Source organism: Streptomyces sp. HUAS 15-9, from assembly GCF_025642155.1.
GTDB lineage: Bacteria > Actinomycetota > Actinomycetes > Streptomycetales > Streptomycetaceae > Streptomyces.
The window spans coordinates 7,115,367-7,133,936 of the sequence record NZ_CP106798.1 but is presented as its reverse complement, the minus strand read 5'-3'; the positions used below and the strand labels follow the sequence as shown (position 1 = coordinate 7,133,936).

Annotated in this window: 16 protein-coding genes and 2 pseudogenes; 4 read left to right on the top strand and 14 right to left on the bottom strand. The window is 72.3% G+C overall.

The features are described 5' to 3' along the window. Nucleotides 1-8: 8 nt before the first annotated feature. The 5 genes from N8I87_RS32515 to N8I87_RS32495 form a co-directional block, all read right to left on the bottom strand. Nucleotides 9-1,895, bottom strand: a complete 1,887-nt coding sequence (locus tag N8I87_RS32515) for an SWIM zinc finger family protein (protein WP_263214061.1) — start codon at nt 1,893-1,895, stop codon at nt 9-11. Further along, nucleotides 1,892-4,762: an SCO1167/SCO6262 family helicase gene (locus N8I87_RS32510; RefSeq protein ID WP_263214060.1), complete on the bottom strand. Its 2,871-nt coding sequence runs from the start codon at nt 4,760-4,762 to the stop codon at nt 1,892-1,894. The genes N8I87_RS32515 and N8I87_RS32510 overlap by 4 nt, the downstream gene beginning before the upstream one ends. 97 nt (nt 4,763-4,859) lie before the next feature. Continuing rightward, nucleotides 4,860-5,441, bottom strand: a complete 582-nt coding sequence (locus tag N8I87_RS32505) for a sugar kinase (RefSeq protein WP_263214059.1) — start codon at nt 5,439-5,441, stop codon at nt 4,860-4,862. Then, nucleotides 5,438-6,583, bottom strand: a complete 1,146-nt coding sequence (locus N8I87_RS32500; RefSeq protein ID WP_263214058.1) for an ROK family glucokinase — start codon at nt 6,581-6,583, stop codon at nt 5,438-5,440. Before N8I87_RS32500 ends, N8I87_RS32505 begins: the two co-directional genes overlap by 4 nt. A gap of 120 nt (nt 6,584-6,703) precedes the next feature. After that, on the bottom strand, nt 6,704-7,441 hold the full coding sequence (locus N8I87_RS32495; RefSeq protein WP_263216769.1) for a GntR family transcriptional regulator: 738 nt from the start codon (nt 7,439-7,441) through the stop codon (nt 6,704-6,706). Nucleotides 7,442-7,489: 48 nt separating this feature from the next. Between N8I87_RS32495 and N8I87_RS32490 the strand changes: the two genes are divergently transcribed. After that, a complete protein-coding gene (locus N8I87_RS32490) occupies nt 7,490-8,593 on the top strand; it encodes a Gfo/Idh/MocA family protein (protein WP_263214057.1) in 1,104 nt (367 codons plus the stop codon). A 117-nt stretch (nt 8,594-8,710) separates the two neighbouring features. Here N8I87_RS32490 and N8I87_RS32485 read toward each other — a convergent pair. Both N8I87_RS32485 and N8I87_RS32480 read right to left on the bottom strand, forming a co-directional pair. Next, nucleotides 8,711-8,909: pseudogene (locus N8I87_RS32485) on the bottom strand (cytochrome P450); the annotation flags it as partial. Nucleotides 8,910-8,994: 85 nt separating this feature from the next. Beyond that, entirely contained in the window at nt 8,995-9,177 is a 183-nt protein-coding gene (locus N8I87_RS32480) for an Arc family DNA-binding protein (protein ID WP_317633481.1), read from the bottom strand. Here N8I87_RS32480 and N8I87_RS32475 point away from each other — a divergent pair. Continuing rightward, nucleotides 9,168-10,392: pseudogene (locus N8I87_RS32475) on the top strand (RNA-guided endonuclease InsQ/TnpB family protein). The gene N8I87_RS32480 and the pseudogene N8I87_RS32475 overlap by 10 nt on opposite strands. Nucleotides 10,393-10,532: 140 nt before the next feature. On the opposite strand, the gene N8I87_RS32470 reads toward N8I87_RS32475, so the two are convergent. Next, the gene (locus tag N8I87_RS32470) at nt 10,533-11,228 is read right to left on the bottom strand and encodes a response regulator transcription factor (RefSeq protein ID WP_263214056.1); all 696 of its coding nucleotides are present in this window, start codon (nt 11,226-11,228) and stop codon (nt 10,533-10,535) included. Between the two features lie 91 nt (nt 11,229-11,319). After that, nucleotides 11,320-12,585, bottom strand: coding sequence for a sensor histidine kinase (locus N8I87_RS32465; protein WP_263214055.1), 1,266 nt, complete (start codon nt 12,583-12,585; stop codon nt 11,320-11,322). Between the two features lie 170 nt (nt 12,586-12,755). Between N8I87_RS32465 and N8I87_RS32460 the strand changes: the two genes are divergently transcribed. Beyond that, nucleotides 12,756-12,956: a hypothetical protein gene (locus N8I87_RS32460; RefSeq protein ID WP_263214054.1), complete on the top strand. Its 201-nt coding sequence runs from the start codon at nt 12,756-12,758 to the stop codon at nt 12,954-12,956. Between the two features lie 54 nt (nt 12,957-13,010). On the opposite strand, the gene N8I87_RS32455 is transcribed toward N8I87_RS32460, so the two are convergent. From N8I87_RS32455 to allB, 4 genes are all read right to left on the bottom strand, one after another. Further along, a complete protein-coding gene (locus N8I87_RS32455; RefSeq protein WP_263214053.1) occupies nt 13,011-13,406 on the bottom strand; it encodes a guanyl-specific ribonuclease in 396 nt (131 codons plus the stop codon). Nucleotides 13,407-13,534: 128 nt separating this feature from the next. Then, a complete protein-coding gene (locus N8I87_RS32450; protein WP_263214052.1) occupies nt 13,535-14,161 on the bottom strand; it encodes a dihydrofolate reductase family protein in 627 nt (208 codons plus the stop codon). Between the two features lie 94 nt (nt 14,162-14,255). Further along, the gene (alc, locus tag N8I87_RS32445) at nt 14,256-15,386 is read right to left on the bottom strand and encodes an allantoicase (RefSeq protein ID WP_263214051.1); all 1,131 of its coding nucleotides are present in this window, start codon (nt 15,384-15,386) and stop codon (nt 14,256-14,258) included. A gap of 48 nt (nt 15,387-15,434) precedes the next feature. Next, nucleotides 15,435-16,772 (bottom strand): allantoinase AllB, encoded by a 1,338-nt coding sequence (gene allB / locus N8I87_RS32440; RefSeq protein WP_263214050.1) that lies wholly within the window; start codon nt 16,770-16,772, stop codon nt 15,435-15,437. Between the two features lie 274 nt (nt 16,773-17,046). On the opposite strand from allB, the gene N8I87_RS32435 reads away from it, so the two are divergent. Further along, entirely contained in the window at nt 17,047-17,829 is a 783-nt protein-coding gene (locus N8I87_RS32435; RefSeq protein ID WP_263214049.1) for an IclR family transcriptional regulator, read from the top strand. Between the two features lie 294 nt (nt 17,830-18,123). Here the strand turns inward: N8I87_RS32435 and N8I87_RS32430 are convergent, their stop codons facing one another. Continuing rightward, a complete protein-coding gene (locus N8I87_RS32430) occupies nt 18,124-18,438 on the bottom strand; it encodes a DUF5955 family protein (protein ID WP_263214048.1) in 315 nt (104 codons plus the stop codon). Nucleotides 18,439-18,570: the final 132 nt, after the last annotated feature.

The following is an 18,570-nucleotide window of genomic DNA, read 5'->3' as shown; positions in this document are numbered from 1 at the left end:
CGCCGGCCTCAGAGGTCGCCGGGTGTCCCCAGCCCGGTCAGCGCCCCTACCGGGTCCAGGTCCGGGGTGCCCCGGGGCCACCAGTCGTCCCGGCCCGGTTCCGATTCGTAGGCGTACCACAAGCCGTCGCGGCCCAGGCGGAGTTGGACATGGCCGTGAGGATGGGTGAGGTGGTTGCGCCAGGGGCGGAATGCCGGGAGGTCGGCGGCCAGGAGCAGCGGCCGGGCCCGGTCGAAGCGGCCCGCGGGCGGGTCCCAGGGCTCCTCCAGGACGGTGAGTCCGTCGAGCCCGCCCTGCCGCCAGGCGGCGACCGCGCGCGCCAGCTCGGCCGGGGTGCGGCCGGCGGCCGAGGCGAGCGAGGAGTAGAGGGCGCGGGTGCCCGCGGTGAGGCCGGAGCCGGGGCGGGCCGCCGCGAGACGTACCGCGTCCTGCCACAGCGTCAGTTCGCCGACCGGGTCACGTCCGCTGCCGAGCAGCGCGTGCGCCCGTGCGGCGGCGTCCGTCGCCAACTGGTCCAGGGCGAAGGGGTCGGGTCCGCCCGGGGACGCCGGATACACCGGGGGCTGCTCCGGGTGCGGGGGCACCGGCAACGGCGGTGGCAGGGGCGGGAGTTCGCGTGGGGCCAGGGCATCGGCCGCGCGTACGCCGGGCAGGGGCGCGGGTCCCTGTTCCTGCGCGGCGCGGGCCGCCCGGGCGGCATTGCGGCGGGACAGCGCGTCCAGGAGCTCGCGCTCGCCGCGGCCACGCAGCAGAAGCAGCACGAAGGGGTCGGCGTCGAGCAGGCGTGCCGTCTGGTAGCAGAGCGCGGCGGCGTGCTTGCAGGGGTGGCCGGAGTCGGGGCAGCTGCAGCGCGGTTCGAGGTCGCCGGGGCCGGGCAGGAGCGGGACTCCGCAGTCGGTGAGGGACTGCGGCAGTTCCTTGTCGAGCAGGGCGGCGATATGGCCGGGCCGGTCGGCGGCCGCGTCCAGGAACCGCTCCCAGTCGGCCTCGGCGAGCGTACGCAGCCGCACCTGCACGCGGTACGGCCGCGGGCGGCTGCCCTGCACATAGGCGAGGAGGAGGCCGGGCGTCACGGTGATGGCGTCCACGTGTCCCTGCGCCGCGTACCCGCGTCCGCGCGCCAGCCGCTTCACATCCAGCGCGCCTTGCTCCAGCGCGTCCACCCAGGCATTGCCCCACCAGGTCTCGGCGAACCCGGCGCCCTCCGGCGAGGTGCGGGGAGGGAAGGCGGGGAAGGTCCGGCGGAGTTCACCGTCGCGGTGAGGGGTGGCCATCGTCCGGGGGACGGGTGGGGGCGTGGGGGTGGTGGGGGGCGGGGACGGTCTATCGGGGCGCGAGTCGTCGTCGGCGGTCGGCCGGGAGGCTTTGGTGGAGGGCTCCGGGTCGTCCGCCGACGAGGGCATCCTGAACCCGTTCGCGAGCAACTGCCGTACGTCACGCGCCACCCGCGCACGGTCGACGTGGCCGGTCCCACCGCTTCGGGACGGGGAGGGCGGTCGGCGTGGCGCATCAGGCGCCGATGTCTCAGCCTGCGCCGCGGTCTTGGCCGCCTCCTTGCGGGCAGTGCGCAGCGCCTTCCGAGCGACATCACCGGGGCGCCCGGGGTGAGCGGTGGGCCGGTCGTCGCCGGCTCCCTCCGCGGTGGCTTCCGCCGTGCCGTCGCCGTCATCGGCGTCCGCCCCCGAGTCATGCCGGGCGGAGATCGCCTGCCGAAGCGCCGACCGCGCGACATCCCCGGGCCGCGCCTCGTCGGCGACGGCAGGCGCTTCCTGCGTACCGGCCGTGCCGTCGGTCTCGCCTCCCGGCAACTTCGCCCCGCTCGCCCGGTCCCGGGCCTCTCGCAGTGCCCGGCGTACCACGTCACCCGGACGTGGCTGCCCGCTCGCCGGCGTCATGACGACCTCCGCAGCGACACCAGGTCGGACAGCTCCCGGTCCGTCAGTTCCGTGAGGGCGGACTCGCCGGAGCCGAGGATCGCGTCGGCCAGGGCGCGCTTGGACTCCAGCATCTGGGCGATGCGGTCCTCGACGGTGCCCTCGGTGACGAGCCTGTGGACCTGGACCGGCTGGGTCTGGCCGATGCGGTAGGCGCGGTCGGTGGCCTGCTCCTCGACGGCCGGGTTCCACCAGCGGTCGAAGTGGATGACATGGCCCGCGCGCGTGAGGTTCAGTCCCGTTCCCGCGGCCTTCAGGGACAGGATCAGCACCGGGGTCCGCCCGCTCTGGAAGCGGTCCACCATGTGTTCGCGCTCCGGGACCGGCGTACCGCCGTGCAGGAGGTCGACGGGGACGGCGCGGGCCGAGAGGTGGGAGGCGATGAGGCGGGCCATCCCGACGTACTGGGTGAAGACGAGCGCCGAGCCGTCCTCGGCCAGCAGGGTGTCCAACAGCTCGTCGAGCAGGGCGAGTTTGCCGGAGCGGGCGGACAGGCCGTCGCCGCGCGCGTCCTCCTTCAGATACAGCGCGGGGTGGTCGCAGATCTGCTTGAGCCCGCCGAGCAGCTTCAGCACCAGGCCCCGGCGGGCCATGCCCTCCGCGGTCTCGATGGCCAGCAGCGACTCGCGCACCACCGCCTCGTACAGCGCGGCCTGTTCGCGGGTGAGAGGGACCGGGTGGTCGGTCTCCGTCTTGGGCGGGAGCTCCGGGACGATGCCGGGGTCGGACTTCTTGCGGCGCAGCAGGAAGGGACGTACCAGGCGGGCGAGACGGGCGACCGCCGCGCTGTTCTCGTCGGCCGCGCCGTTCTCCACGGCGCGCGCGTGCCGGGCGCGGAAGGACTTCAGGGGGCCGAGGAGTCCGGGGGTCGTCCAGTCGAGCAGGGCCCACAGTTCGGAGAGGTTGTTCTCCACCGGGGTGCCGGTGAGGGCCACCCGCGCGGGGGACGGGATCGTGCGCAGCGCCTTGGCCGTGGCCGAGTACGGGTTCTTGACGTGCTGTGCCTCGTCCGCGACCAGCATGCCCCAGGGTTGCTCGGCCAGTCGCGCGGCGGTCGACCGCATCGTCCCGTACGTCGTGAGGACGAAGCCGCCGTCCAGGCCGTCCAGGGTGCGTTCCGGGCCGTGGAAGCGGCGTACGGGGACGCCGGGGGCGAAGCGGGCGATCTCCCGCTGCCAGTTGCCGAGCAGGGACGCCGGGCAGACCACCAGCGTCGGCTCGGTGCGGGCCCGCTTCAGGTGCAGGGCGATGACCGTGATCGTCTTCCCGAGGCCCATGTCGTCGGCGAGGCAGCCGCCCAGGCCGAGGGAGGTCATGAGGTCGAGCCAGGCCAGGCCCCTGAGCTGGTAGTCGCGCAGGGTGGCGTGCAGACCGGTGGGCGGTTCGGCGGGCCGGAGTCCGGCCGTCAGGCGGTCGCGCAGGTCGGCGAGCGCGCCGACCGGCACCGCCGGCACGGTCTCGCCGTCGACCTCCGCGCTGCCGGTGAGCGCGACGGAGAGCGCGTCGACCGGGTCGAGCAGGCCGAGTTCGCGCTTGCGGGCCTTGCGGACGAGGGCCGGGTCGACGAGCACCCAGCGGTCCCGGAGCCGTACGACCGGGCGGTGGGCCTCGGCGAGTTCGTCCATCTCGGCCTCGGTGAGCGGGTCACCGCCGAGGGCCAGCTGCCAGCGGAACTGGAGCAGTTCCTCGCTCTCGAAGAAGCCGGTGCCGTCGGTCGCCGAGCCCGGTGCGGCCCGTACCACCGCGGCCGCGCTCAGGTCCTGTGCCAGGTCCCTGGGCCAGTGCACGGCGACCCCGGCCGCGGCGAGCCGGGTGGCCGCCGCGCCCAGCAGTTCACCGAGTTCGTCCTCGGACAGGGCCAGTACGTCGGGCACGTCCTGCTCGGCGAGCCGGTCCAGCGGCGCCCACACGCGGGCGGCGCGGCGCACGGCCAAGGCCGCGTCCACGCGCGCGCGGGACCCGAACGCCGTGTCGGCGTCCCCCGCCCACAGGGCCGCCGCGTCGGCCACGAGGGTGGGGTCGGCGAGGCTGTGCACCTGGACGATCGCCGCGCCCGCGCCGCGCGCGCCGTCGCCGCCGGGAGTGGCGTCGAACAGGTGGTACGCGGAGAGGTCCAGGCGGAGCGAGATCCGCACGCCCGCGTCCATCCCGGCGGCGACCTCCGCGGCCCACTGGTGCGCATGCGGCAGATGCTGGGGGTCGCGGGCGGCGAAGGGTTTGCCGGAGGTGTACGGCGCGGCCGGGGTGCGGGGCAGGGTGTCCGCGACCGCGTCCAGGAAGGAGCGCAGCAGCGCTTCCGGCTCGGGCAGTCGCAGCGGGCCGGGGCCGGGCAGGGGCACGGCGTGTCCCTCGGCGGGCAGGGCCGCCGCCACCGCGCGCAGATGGGCGATGTCGTCGGGTTCCAGGGGGCCGGCTCGCCAGGCGTCGTGCCCGGTCGGGGTCAGGCCGGGGAGCAGCCGGCCGCGGGCGGCGAGGCGCAGCGCGTGCAGGGCGGCCGCGCCCCAACAGGCCGTGGCCGGGTGGGCGGCGGGGTCGCGGCGGGCCCGCACGAGCACCGGTAGGGCCTCGTCGAGCGGCAGGGACAGCGCGGGCACCTTCCTGCGGCGCACCCCGGCTCCGTGCCGTCGTACGACGGTCAGTTCCTCACCGTCGGTGGCGGGCAGGTTCGCGTCGGCGGCCAGTGGTTCCCCGTCGGGGTCCCAGAAGGCGACGCGGCCCTCGCGAGGCAGGGGGGCGGGCAGATAGACGGCCGCGAGACGCACCGGGACCGGCTCCCGCGGGGTCCCGTTCCCCCGCGCGCTCCCCGCCACCGCGGCCGTGCCGCTCATACGTCCTGCCACCTCCCACCCCTGTGTCGGATCAGACGTCTTCGACTGTACGGGCGGGGACTGACAATCGGCCCCGGCGGGCGCCGGGGCCCACCCGTCAGGGCACCGTGCGCGAGACGACGTACACCATCGGGAAGTTCGGATCGGCCAGGTTCACGACCACGTCCTGGGTCGGCGCCGGGTTCTTCTGCTTGTGGGCCATGCCCCACCACGGGCCGGGGCCGGTGAAGTTCCAGCCGGTGATCTTCTGGTCGCGGGCGCCGATGGCGATGTCGTCCTTCTTCAGGTCGTTCCGGTCGACGCGCATGCCCTGAAGGAAGCTGTCCAGTCCGGCGCTGTTGGTGCGGAACTGGACGTAGAGACGGCTGGTCTTCCAGTTGTTCGTCTCGTAGTAGGCGAGCTGGTCGGCGGGATGCGGGATCGGCACCTGGTACAGCCGGCGCTGCACCTTCGACGGCCAGCCCGCGGTGAGGCCGGTCGCCGAGTACTTCTGTTCCTTGTCCTTGCCGCTGTTGCGGCTCTGGTTGGCGGAGATCACCAGGTAGCCCGCCGGGACCCCGATGAGCAGCACGATGATCAGCAGGGTGAGTGCCCGGCGCCTGGCCTTGTGGCGCGGGTCCTCGGGCGGGCGGCGCGGTTCGTCCGGCGGCGTGGCCTGGCGGGGCAGGGAGGCGGTCATGCGGTGTCCTGGGTACGGCGGGCCGCCACGTACCGCTCGTAGCGTTCGTAGCGCTCCACCCGGCGCCGCTTGGCGCGCCGGAACCGGCGGGCGACCAGGCGGGCGAGGTCGGCGGCGCCGACCATGCCGGCCTCGGGGCCGAGCTGGGCGCGGGTGATCCGGGCCTCGGGGCGGTAGCCGCGGCCGGTGAGGTGGCGTTTGAAGGCGTCCCGCGCGGGGCCGATCAGCAGGTCGTCGGCCGCGCTGACGCCGCCGCCGATGACGAAGCAGGACGGGTCGAGGGCGGCCGCGAGGTTGGCGATGCCGACGCCGAGCCACTGGCCGATGTCCTGGAGCAGCTCGATGCACATGGCGTCGCCCTCGCGGGCCAGCTCGGTGATCATCGGGCCGGTGATGTCGGCGATGTTGCCCTTGACGTGCTCGATGATCCCGTAGGCCACCGGCGAGTCGGCGGCGGCCAGCTCCTTGGCCTCGCGGACCAGGGCGTTGCCGGAGCTGTACTGCTCCCAGCAGCCGCGGTTGCCGCACGGGCAGCGGTGGCCGCCGGGCACGACCTGCATATGACCGAATTCACCCGCGACGCCGTACTTGCCGCGCTTGACCTGGCCGTCCTCCAGGATCGCGCCGCCGATGCCGGTGCCCAGCGTGATCATGACCAGGTGGTCCTCGCCGCGCCCCGCGCCGAACCGCCACTCCGCCCAGGCGGCCGTGTTGGCGTCGTTGTCCACGAGGACGGGCACCGACAGGCGCCCGGAGATACGGTCGCGCAGCGGTTCGTTGCGCCACGACAGGTGGGGCGCGAAGAGCACGCGGTTGCGGTCGGCGTCGACCCAGCCGGCCGCGCCGATGCCGACGGCGTGCACGTCGTGCCGGTCGGAGAGGTCCAGGACCAGTTCGACGATGGTGTCCTCGACGACCTTGGGACTCTTCGACTTGTCCGGGGTCTCGGTGCGGACCTTCTCCAGGATGTTGCCGTCGGCGTCCACAACGCCCGCCATGACCTTTGTGCCGCCGATGTCGATCCCCACGGTGGGGACCCGGGGCGCGGTCAGGTGAGAGCGGCGTTCCCGGGTGCCCACGGTGCGCAGCACCGGGGCCCGGCGGGAGCCGATGGGGGCGGTGAGGTCGCGGTAGGTGCTCATCGGGGCCGATTCTGCCTCACCGTCGCCCCGAGTGCCGTACGGGGGAGCGACGGCCCGCGAGGCCGCATGCGTCGCATTGTCCGGACATTGCGACGAATGCCGTCATCGGCCGGGCGGCGGTCAGGACCGTACGAGCAGCTGGAACTCGAAGGAGTAGCGCGAGGGGCGGTAGGTGTGGTCGCCGAACTCGACCGCGCGGCCCGTGTCGTCGAAGGTGGTGCGCCGCATGGTGAGCAGCGGGGCGCCCTCCTCCTCGGCGAGCCGCTCGGCCTCGGGGGCCGTGGCGCCGCGGGCGCCGATGGACTGCCGGGCGCTGTGCAGGGTGATGCCGACGGAGCGCATCAGCCGGTACAGGCCGGTGGCCTCCAGCTGCGCGGTGTCCAGGTCGAGCAGCCCGGGCGGCAGATGGTTGATCAGGTACGCCATCGGCTCCCCGTGGGCCAGCCGCAGCCGCTCGATGCGGTGCACGTCGCTGCCCTCGGCGACCCCGAGCGCGGCCGCGACCTCGGCGGAGGCCGGGACGACGGTGTTGACCAGGACCTTGGTCGCGGGGCGCTGACCGGCCGCCTCCAGGTCGTCGTAGAGGCTGCTGAGCTCCAGCGGCCGCTTGACCTGGCTGTGCACGACCTGGGTGCCGACGCCGCGACGGCGCACGAGGAGTCCCTTGTCGACGAGGGACTGGATGGCCTGGCGGACCGTGGGCCGGGACAGGCCGAGCCGTGCAGCGAGCTCGATCTCGTTGCCCAGGAGGCTGCCGGGAGTGAGGTCTCCGTGCTCGATCGCGGCCTCCAGCTGCTGGGACAGCTGGAAGTACAGGGGCACCGGCGAGCTCCGGTCCACGGTGAGGGCGAGCGACACGGTCGGGTCCACTTCTGGTTTCGGCACGGGCCGAGCGTAGCTCTGTGAATGGTTGACGGGAAGTTGTGTAGTTTGATTGTCCGGACATACGCATTGACAGCGCGGCGGGTCGCCCCTCACTTTGTTTCCATGCGCATCGGGGTCATCGGCACGGGCCGCATCGGAGCCATTCATGCGAACACGCTCAGCCGCCATCGCGATGTCGGATCACTGATCCTCACGGACCGGGATCCGGCGCGGGCCCAGGCCCTGGCGCACCGTCTGGGAGAGACGGCCGCGCCGGGTGTGGACGAGATCTTCAAGTGGGGCGTGGACGCGGTGGTGATCACCACGGCGACCTCGGCGCACGCCGAGCTGATCGGCCGGGCGGCACGCTCCGGTCTCCCGGTCTTCTGCGAGAAGCCCATCGCCCTCGACCTGCCGGGCACGCTGCAGGCACTCGGCGAGGTCGACGCGGCCGGGACGGTTCTGCAGATGGGGTTCCAACGGCGCTTCGACGCGGGTTACATGGGCGCGCGAGAAGCGGTGCGCTCGGGGCGGCTCGGGCGGCTGCATACGGTCCGGGCGATGACCTGCGACCAGTCCCCTCCCCCGGTCGAGTGGCTACCGCTGTCCGGCGGGCTGTTCCGGGACACCCTGATCCACGACTTCGACGTGGTGCGCTGGGTGACGGGGCGCGAGATCGTCGACGTGTACGCGACCGGGTCGGACGCCGGGCCCGCGATGTTCCGCGAGGCGGGGGACGTCGACACGGGCGCGGCCGTCCTCACCCTGGACGACGGCACCCTGGCCACGGCGACGGCGACCCGGCTGAACGGGGCGGGCTACGACGTCCGCATGGAACTCGCCGGGGAGCGGGACACCGTCGTGGTGGGCCTGGACGACCGTACGCCGGTCGCCTCGACCGAGCCGACCGGACCACCCGCCGCGGACAAGCCGTGGACGGGGTTCCTGGAGCGCTTCGGCCCCGCGTACGAGGCAGAACTGTGCGCCTTCGTGGACGTGCTGCACGGCGCCCGGGCCAACCCCTGCGACGGACGGGAGGTCCTCCAGGCCCTGCGGGTCGCCGAGGCCTGCGAGCGGTCCCGCCGCGAGCGAAGACCCGTACGCCTGATGGAGATCCCCGGCGGCGCCGCGTCCGCGCTCGGCTGAGAGCCGTACGACGGGAACGACCGCCCCGCAGGTCCGCAGCCGCTACCAGCGCACCGGCAGACTCCGCACCCCACGCATCAGCATCCCCGGCAGCCAGTCACCGGGCGGGCCGTCCCGGGTCACCCCGATCCTGCTGCCCTCGGACAGCCGGGGGTCGGCGAGGCCCCACGCGCCTCCTCGTACCCCACGACGATCCAGGTCTCGTGGTGCTGGTCGGGAGCCGGACGCGGTGCACGGGCTGTAGTTCCCGCAGGCGCGCGTAGACCGGATGCGGGTCCCTGCGGAACCCGTCCCCGAAGTCACCCAGGTCAATCACCGAGTAACCGGAGGATGCCCCGTCCTTCAGGGCGGGGAGGAACCCCGCTTCCCGCGTAGCGGGGCACGGGATGGAGCAGTCGCCGTCAGGGCGATTGGTCGTCTCCACCGTCCGGGCTGAGCGCGACCTCGAGCAGGTGGACGATCTCGGAGTTGAGGGACCGCCGGTCGGCACGCGCTCTCTCAACCAGGCGTGCATGCAGGTCCGTTGGCAGGCGGAGAGAGATCCGCTTCTGGTCTTCCCGGCTAAAATCGTGCCATGACGACACCAAAGAAGCACTCCGGGGATACCGGGCACGCCCGGTACACCTACCGGCTTCGCGTGCCGTCGACCGCCCGCGTCGCCCTGCTCGCCGAGTGGGACCGATGCCGGTGGATCTGGAACGAATGCGTCGCCAAGTCCCGGCAGGTACACGCCCACAACCGGGCGCACCCCGACGACAAGCTGACGTGCGGCCCGGCCCAGCTCGACAAGATGCTGACCGAAGCCCGCGCTAGGACGCGGTGGCTGTGCGAGGGCGCATCAGTTCCGCAGCAGCAGATCATCCGCGACTTCGCCAAGTCCCGGTCCAAGGCGCTGAAGGACATCGACAGGTGTCTGCCGATGCGGCAACGCGCGGGCATGCCCCGGCCGAAGAAGAAGCGTGAGGCGCTGCCTACGCTGAACTACACGCAGCGCGGTTCCGGCTGAAGGACGGCCGCCTGCACCTCGCGGGCGGCATCAGCCTGACGGTGGTGTGGTCCCGCGAACTGCCCGCCACGCCCTCCAGCGTGCGCGTGTACCGCGACACGGTCGGGCACTGGCACGCGTCGTTCGTCGTCGCCACCGAGACACAGCCACTGCCGCAGACGGGCGCCGTCCTCGGTGTGGACTGGGGCGTCAAGGAGACCGCCACCACCACATCCGACCCGCACGACCTCCCCACCCGCAGCACGGGCGCAAGGCTCAGGCGAAGCTGACCCGGTACAACCGGATGATGGCGCACCGCAAGCCGAAGAAGGGCCAGGCCGGATCGAAGGGCTACCGCGAGGCGAAGAAGTGGCGCGCGAAGACCCACGAGAAGATCGCGCGTCAGCGGCAGGACACCGCCCGCAAGTGGGCCAAGCGCGTCGTCCGGAACCACGACGCCATCGCGGTCGAGGACTTCCGGCCGAAGTTCCTGAGCCGTACCATCATGGCCCGCAAGGCCGCAGACGCGGCGATCGGCGCCGCCAAACAGGCCCTGGTCGAGATGGGCCGCAAGCACGGGCGGGACATCCGCCTCGTGCACCCCGCGCACACCACCATGGACTGCGCATCGTGCGGAGCGAGAACCAAGCACGCACTTCCTCTTTCGGAACGTACCTACACCTGCACCGCGTGCGGAGCCGTCTCTCCCAGGGACAAGAACTCCGCACGCGTGATGCTGGTCCGGGCTGGTCTCAACCCGGCTGGTGTCGGGGGCGCAAGACCTGCGGGAGCACCGCTCCCGGAGGCAGTCTGAGCCAGGAATCCCCTCCGCCAGGGAGGGGAGGATTCAATTGGCCCATGGTCTCCCAAAACCCCAAACCCCAATCCATCTCGGACAACCCCCGAAGTCCTCCGGACCGGTCCCAGTGCACAGACAACGCACGGCCGGCCCGACTAGCGCACCGGGTGCTCGTTGTTTCCTTCCTCTCCCTCTTCCAGCAGCCCCGCGTCGTAGGTCAACAGGGCGATCTGCACGCGGTTGTTGAGGCCGAGCTTGGCCAGGATGCGGGACACGTACGTCTTGACGGTGGCGACGCTCATGAACAGCCCGGCGGCGATCTGGGCGTTGGCGAGCCCGCGGCCGACCGCGACGGCGACCTCCCGTTCGCGGTCGTTGAGGCCGGCGAGCCGCTCCCGCGCGCGGGAGCGCCGGGTGTCGGCGGGGGTGCCGGCCGCGTGCTCCATCAGCTGGCGGGTGACGGTGGGCGACAGGACGGGATCACCGGCCGCGACCCTCCGCACCGCCTCGACGATCTCGGCGGGCGGGGTGTCCTTCAGGACGAATCCGGCCGCACCCGCGCGCAGGGCGCGCAGCACCTGTTCGTCGGCATGGAAGGTGGTGAGGACGACGACCTGAGGGGCGTCCTCGCGGCCGCGCAGCCGCTCGGTGGCCGTGAGCCCGTCCACCGACGGCATACGGATGTCCATCAGGACGACGTCCGGCAGGGTGCGGTCGACGATGGCCTCGACCTCGCTGCCGTCGGCGGCCTCCCCGACGATCTCGATGTCGTCGGCCCCGCCCAGCATGAAGGACAGGCCCGCCCGCACGAGGGGATCGTCGTCGACGAGGAGCAGTCTGATCGCAGTCATGGGCCTTACGTAATCACGCTTGTGGGACGGCGCATCACGGTTGCGGGACCACCGATCACGCTTGTGGGACGGCGCATCACGCCCCACGGCGTCACGCCCCGCCCCACGGCAGTCGGCCCCTTACCTCGAACCCGCCGTCCGCCGTGGGTCCGTGCTCCAGTCGGCCCCCGGCCAGCGTCGCGCGCTCGGTCAGACCGATGAGGCCCTGGCCGGAGCCGGGGACGGGCCGGGGCACCGACTCGGGGGCGGGGTTGTGGACCGAGACGGCCAGACCGTCGCCGGGGGCGCCCGTGACGGTCACCGTGACCTCGGCGCCGGGGGCGTGCTTGCGGGCGTTGGTCAGGGCCTCCTGGGCGATGCGGTACGCGGTGCGGCCCACGGAGGCGGGGACGCCGGCCGGGTCGGTGACGCGGTTGTCGAGGCTGACCTTCATGCCGGCCTCGCGGGACTCGGCGACCAGGGCGTCCAGCGCGGCGAGCGTCGGCTGGGGGCGGCCGGTGTCGTCGGATTCGCCCGCCCGCAGCACGCCGATGATCTCGCGCAGGTCCTGCAGGGCCTCGTGCGCGCTCTCCCGGATCACACCGGCGGCCCTGGCGATCTCCTCGCGGGGCGCGTCCGGCCGGAACTCCAGGGCTCCCGCATGCACGCTCAGCAGGGTGAGCCGGTGGGCGAGCACATCGTGCATCTCCCGGGCGATGGCCTCCCGGGCGAGACGCTGCGCCTGCTCGGCACGCAGCCGCGCCTCCGTCTCGGCGCGCCGGGCACGGTCGCGCAGGCTCAGCACGAGCTGCCGCTTGGAGCGGACGAACAGGCCCCAGCTGATGACCGAGACGGTCATCAGCGTGGTGAACGTGACGCCGGCCGCGTAGGGCAGGTCGGGGTCGGGGCGCAGCCAGTAGAAGCCCGGCATCAGCGCGAGGCCGATCCCGCCGACCCAGGCCACGTACCGGAAGGGGCGGTGCACGGCGAGCGTGAACAGGGTGACCAGAGCGGCGCCGCCCGAGGTGTTCGAGAGGAAGCCGACGGGGATCATGGCGACGGCGAGCCCGACCGGCCACCGGCGGCGCAGCCAGACCGCGGCGCAGGCGAGCACGCCGAGCAACTGGTCCACGACGGCCAGCGCATGGGGCGTGTGGGGGTCGTGATGCAGGGTGTCCGCGGCGGCCAGGCCGAGGGCGACGGCCAGCAGGAAGCAGGAGAAGTCGACGACCCAGTCGCGCGCGGTGCGCCGCGGCGGCCGCCCGTCGAGTCCGGCGTCCGGGTCGAGTTCGTGCACCACGGCGGACGGGAACAGCCAACGGCGTCCCACGAACACCTGCGGCGCCTGCGCCTGTTCGTCACCACTCACGGTCGACAAATCTACGCAGCGCGAGCCCGCGCGGTCTGCCCGTGCGCAGGATCGCCGACCAAAGTCGAGGCGCCGTGGACCTTCGGTGATCCAGCCCGGTGCGAGGACCGACTTCCGGCGGGACGGGACTCGCCCCGCGGCCGATGCGTGGGGGGAGACCGCGGGGCGAGAGTCGTGCCATGAAGAAGCTGCTGGAAGTGACCGGATTCCTTGCCCTGATGCAGGGCGTGCTGGGCCTGGTGCACGAGTTCACCCACTGGGGCGTGGGTCTCGTGCAGAAGGTCGGCTTCCTCGACGGCTACGAGGTGTACGCGAGCCTCGCCCTGGTGGTGCTGGCGTTCGCGTTGTTCGCCGCCGCGGAGAGCCGGAGGCCGGGCTGAGCGCGGGCCCGGCCTCCGGCTGGTCGCACCGTTCTTACGGAATCGGCTACCGGCTCAGCAGCCGAAGTCGATCAGGTCGAACGTGGCGTAGTGGTCCGCCGTGTAGTAGTCCTCCTGGTACTCCTCACCGGTGACGATGCGCCGCGCACCGCGCGTGGAGGAGCCGGGGGTCTTCACCGTGTACTCGTGGTAGTAGCCGGTCGGCTGCTGGGGCAGGACGCGTTCGCGGTTCTGGAAGACGACCCCGTCCTGCGAGTACGGGAACGGACCGCCCTGGTCGATGAGCCTCAGGGTGGTGTACGCCTGCGAGGGCAGGTCGCTGTAGCAGATGCTGCCGACGGACGAGGCAGCCGCCTCCGCCGTGGTGGCGGAGACCGTACCGCCGACGAGGAGGGCGGACAGGAGGGCGCCCGCGGCGCCGATGCCACTGATTCGTGGGGGGAATCTCATGGGCCCATGATGACGCGCGTAGACAGTGGCATGTCAATGACAAAGTTGAAGGTTTTCCCTTCAAGCCCGATGAGTTTTCAGGGAGTTAACCTGCGGACCACGGTCCCCACGCGGCTCCCACAGGCGCGCTAGGCGTTGTCCGGAAGCTCGTACGAGCCGTAGTCGGGGCGGCCCGCGAAGTCGTACGTCTGGATGGAGACGCCCGCCGCGGTGATCCGTCCCTCGGTGTGGCGGAACTTGGTGGGTGTGGCGCCCTCCTGGAAGAAGCGGCGGCCGGCGCCGAGGACGACCGGGAAGGTCAGCAGGTGGAGCGTGTCGACGAGGTCGAGGGACAGCAGGGAGCGGACGAGGGCTCCGCTGCCGTGGACCTGGAGCTCGCCGTCCGTCTGTTCCTTGAGGGCGGTGACCTCCTTGGCGAGGTCACCGCCGATGACCGTGGTGCCGGACCAGTCGGGCGCGGTCAGGGTCGAGGAGGCGACGTACTTGGGGAGTGCGTTGAGCCTGGACGCGATCGGGTCGGCGGGGTCGGTCATCTTCGGCCAGTACGAGGCGAAGATGTCGTACGTACGGCGCCCGAGCAGGAAGGCGCCGACGCGGTCGAAGACCTCGGTGACGAACCGGCCGAAGTCGTCGTCGCCGTACGGAAAGCTCCAGCCGCCCTGGTCGAAGCCGCCGCTGGTGTCTTCCTGGGGGCCGCCCGGCGCCTGGTAGACGCCGTCGAGGGTGACGAACATGGTGGAGACGAGCTTGCCCATGTCGGGTGCCTTCTTCTTGGTGTGGGGTCCGTTGTCAGCAGTGCAGACCCCGGAGGCACCCGAAAGTCATCGGTCCGCCCGTCGGAGGGCGGGATCAGCCGCCCAGTTCCTGGTGGCGGGCGGCCAGGGCGGTGGCTCCTTCCTCCGTCAGGGAGCCGAACAGGCGCAGGCGGGAGATGCCACCGTCGGGGAAGATGTCCACGCGCGCGTGCGTGCCGACGGCGGGGTCCGGCAGGACGAAGCGGTGGTCGGTGTCGGGCTGGAGGCGGGTGCGCGGGAGGATCTCGCGCCAGTCGCCGCTGTCGCCGTTTCGCACGGACACCGACGCCCAGCCGGCGCTGTTGCCCTTCAGATAGGCCGTGTCGATCTCGATCGCGCGGATCCGGGACCGGGCGGCCAGCCGGTAGCTGATCCAGTCGTTGCCCCGGTCGCGGCGGCGGCGTGTCTCCCAGCCGTCGTCCATCTTGCGCGAGCGGCCCGGCTGGATGGTGTTCGTCGCCGGGGAGTAGAAGAGGTCGGAGGCGTCCTCGACCCGGCCTCCGTTCTCCAGGGCGACCACGTCGAAGGTGCCGAGCGCCTCCAGCCAGCCGGGGTCGGGCACGACCTCGCCGTACACCCGCAGGCGCGCGATACCTCCGTCGGGGTGCTGGTTGACGCGCAGGTGTGTGAAGCGCTGTTCCACCGAGACGGCGAAGCCGTTCGCCGCGTGGCCGCCGACGGGCGTGCGCGGGACGAGGGTCGTCCACTTCACGTCGTCACCGAGCAGTTCCTGAGGGGACGGGGCGCCCGGCACGGACGTGCCCTCGACCGACACCGCCTGCGGGTAGTTGCCACGGAAGTGGGCCGTGTCGACGACGATGCCCCGTACGACACCGGGCGCGCCGAGGCGGACCAGCGCCCAGTCGTGGTCCTCGGCCGTGGGCCAGGGGTGCTCGGCGGAGGCCCCGCGGCGGCGGCGTGTCTCCCAGCCGTCCATGATCTTGCCCTTGTGCCCGAAGTGCTCCGGGTCGAACTCGGCCCGCCCGGGCACCAGCAGGTTCTCCCGCTGGGCGAAGAACTCGTCGTTGGCGGCGATGACACCGGCGCCGAGCTGCCGGTCGGCGAGGTTGGCGTGGTGGGTGAAGGGGAAGTCGGCGGTGCGGTAGTCCGCGTACGGGTCACCGCCTCCGTAGGGGTTCGCGTCGCCGGTGAAGCCGGCCGGATCGGATGGACGCTGTGCCGTCACGGTGATCAGGTGTTCCTTTCGGGAGTCGGCCGCCGCGGATGCGGGAGATCAGGGGGTACGGGTCAGCAGTCGGCCCTTCGGCTCGGTGAACTCGCCGTCCGCGACGATGCGTTCGCCGCGCAGCCAGGTGGACTTCACCACCCCGTACAGGGTCTTGCCCGCGTACGCCGTCACGCGGTTGCGGTGCTGGAGGGCCGCCGGGTCCACGGTGAACGTTTCGTCGGGGGCAAGGACGGCGAAGTCCGCGTCGCGGCCGGCCTCGATGGCGCCCTTCTCGGACAGGCCCACCAGGGCCGCCGTACGCGTCGACATCCAGCGCACGACGTCCTCCAGGCCGTGGCCGCGCCGGCGCGCCTCGGTCCACACGGCGGCCAGGCTGAGCTGAAGGCCGGAGATGCCTCCCCAGGCGGTGGCGAAGTCGTCGGTCTTGAGGTCGGCCGTCGACGGCGAGTGGTCGGTGACCACACAGTCGATGGTGCCGTCCGCCAGCGCCTGCCAGAGCAGATCCTGGTTGGCCGCCTCGCGGATGGGCGGGCAGCACTTGAACTCGCTGGCACCGTCCGGGACTTCCTCGGCGGTCAGGGTCAGATAGTGCGGGCAGGTCTCCACCGTGATGCGCACGCCCTCGGCCCGGGCGGCGGCGATCAGGGGCAGTGCGTCGCTGGAGGACAGGTGCAGGACGTGCACGCGCGCGTGGAGGCGCTTCGCCTGGGTGATCAGGCTCGCGATGGCGGTGTCCTCGGCGTCGCGCGGGCGGGAGGCGAGGAAGTCGGCGTACTTGGGGCCGCCGTGCCGCGGGGCCGCATCCAGGTGGTGCGGGTCCTCGGCGTGCACGATCAGCAGGCCGTCGAATTCGGCGATCTCGGCCAGCGACCGGGCCAGTTGCTCCTGGTCGAGGTGCGGGAACTCGTCCACGCCGGACGGCGACAGGAACGCCTTGAAGCCGAAGACCCCGGCGTCGTGCAGCGGGCGCAGGTCCTTGACGTTGTCGGGCAGGGCGCCGCCCCAGAAGCCGACGTCGACGTGGGCCTTGTCGGCGGCGACCCGCCGCTTGGTACGGAGGTGGTCGACCGTCGTGGTCGGCGGGAGGGAGTTGAGGGGCATGTCGACAAGGGTGGTGATGCCGCCGGCCGCCGCGGCGCGGGTGGCGGTCCAGAAGCCCTCCCACTCGGTGCGGCCGGGGTCGTTGACGTGCACGTGGGTGTCGACCAGGCCGGGCAGCAGGACGTCGTCGGCGAGGTCCGCCAGGCGGGCCGCGGACGGTACGTCGGCGTCGTACGGCAGTACGGCCGTGATCTTCCCGGCGGAGACCATGACCGAGGCGGCCCGCGTCCCTTCCGCGGTGATGACGCGTGTCGAGCGCAGTACCAGTTCGGCGTCGGACACCCGGGCCCCTCTCTCTGCCGCCGTCTTGCTTCCAGGAAACGGGATGTACTGCCACGTAACGGAATTCAACGTTCTGTTGAAGGAGTCTTCACTCCCGTCCTTGCGCCGTCAAGAGGCACACTTCTTCCCAGTGCACCCGGCGCCATTACTCTGGACGTTTCCATAAAGCGGAATTAGAATTCCAGCAAGGAGAACGTAGCTACCTACGAGCAGGGAGTCAACCGACTGCCGGGTAGGCTGCTGCCCTTCCTGCCAGTCCCGAAAGGAACGCGCCGTGCCGTCGTCCAGCGCCAGCAACACCGGCTCCGCCAAGTCCGCCGGTGGCGGGGTCCAGTCCCTGGAGCGGGCCTTCGATCTGCTGGAGCGGATGGCCGACGCGGGCGGCGAGGTCGGTCTGAGTGAGCTGTCCGCGAGCAGCGGGCTGCCGTTGCCCACGATCCATCGGCTGATGCGCACGCTGGTCGTCTGCGGCTATGTACGTCAGCAGCCCAACCGCCGCTACGCCCTCGGCCCGCGTCTGATCCGCCTCGGCGAGTCCGCTTCCCGGCTGCTCGGCACCTGGGCCCGGCCCTACCTCGCGCGCCTCGTCGAGGAGACCGGGGAGACGGCGAACATGGCGCTGCTGGACGGCGACGAGGTCGTCTATGTCGCCCAGGTGCCGTCGAAGCACTCGATGCGCATGTTCACCGAGGTGGGCCGGCGGGTTCTGCCGCACTCCACGGGCGTCGGCAAGGCGCTGCTCGCCCATGTCCCCGACCACGAGGTGCGCGCCCTCCTGTCCCGCACCGGCATGCCGGCCGCGACGGAGAAGACCATCACCACGCCGGACGCATTCCTGGCCGCCCTGGAGGAGGTGCGCCGCCTCGGGTACGCCGTGGACGACAACGAGCAGGAGATCGGCGTCCGCTGCCTCGCGGTCCCGGTACCGGACTCCCCCACCGCCACCGCCATCTCCATCTCGGGCCCGGCGGGCCGCGTCACGGAATCGGCAACGGACAAGATCGTGCCGGTACTCCAGCAGATCGCAACGGAACTGTCCCAGACTTTGGCGAGCTGAGCCCGCCGGGGGTTCGACTCCCTCGCTCTTCGAAGCCGGAAGCCGCCGACGAGCAGCAGCCCGCCCCGGCGCACACCGGTCCGGCCGGGGTCGGCGGCACGACCGCCATCGGTCCCGGTTCGTGGTGCCTGAGCGGGGGGGGACCGCAGTCAGCAGTCGGCCCGCCCAGTCGCCCGTCGACGTCGACGGGCGACGTCGACGGGAAGATAGGACGGCGGTCACCGTGAGCGTTCTCCGCAGGCGCCCGGGACCTCGACCGCCGCGTCCGGGTCGCCCATTCGTGCGCGAGCCCCTTCAGCGTCGCGGCGGCTCCCCGAACAGGTCCACCGCGTCCCGGACCTCCGACAACCCCCGTGCCAGCGCGCTGACCGAGCCGATCGCGCCCGCGATCAGGAGCAGGGAGCGGCGCAGGCGGGGTATCTCGGGGATGCCGCCGGAGGTCATCGCGGCCAGGGCCGCCAGTTCGTCCTCGGCTATGCAGCGGTCGGGGAACTCGGCCGGGTGTGCGGCGAGTTCGCGGCGCAGCCGGGACACCGCGGTGCGCAGTTCCGCCACTCTCGAGTCTTCGTCGCTGCCGGTCACCGGCCTCTGTCCCAAGCTCCGCAACACAGCCCTCCCCCTCGCACGCCGTCGTGTGCGCACTGCTGCCCCGTGGCGTAGGTCCGGCGCCGGGCGACGCGGGTCAGTAAACGCCACCCGGTACGGGGAGCGCCACTGCGCGGACCGAAATTCAGTCCATCG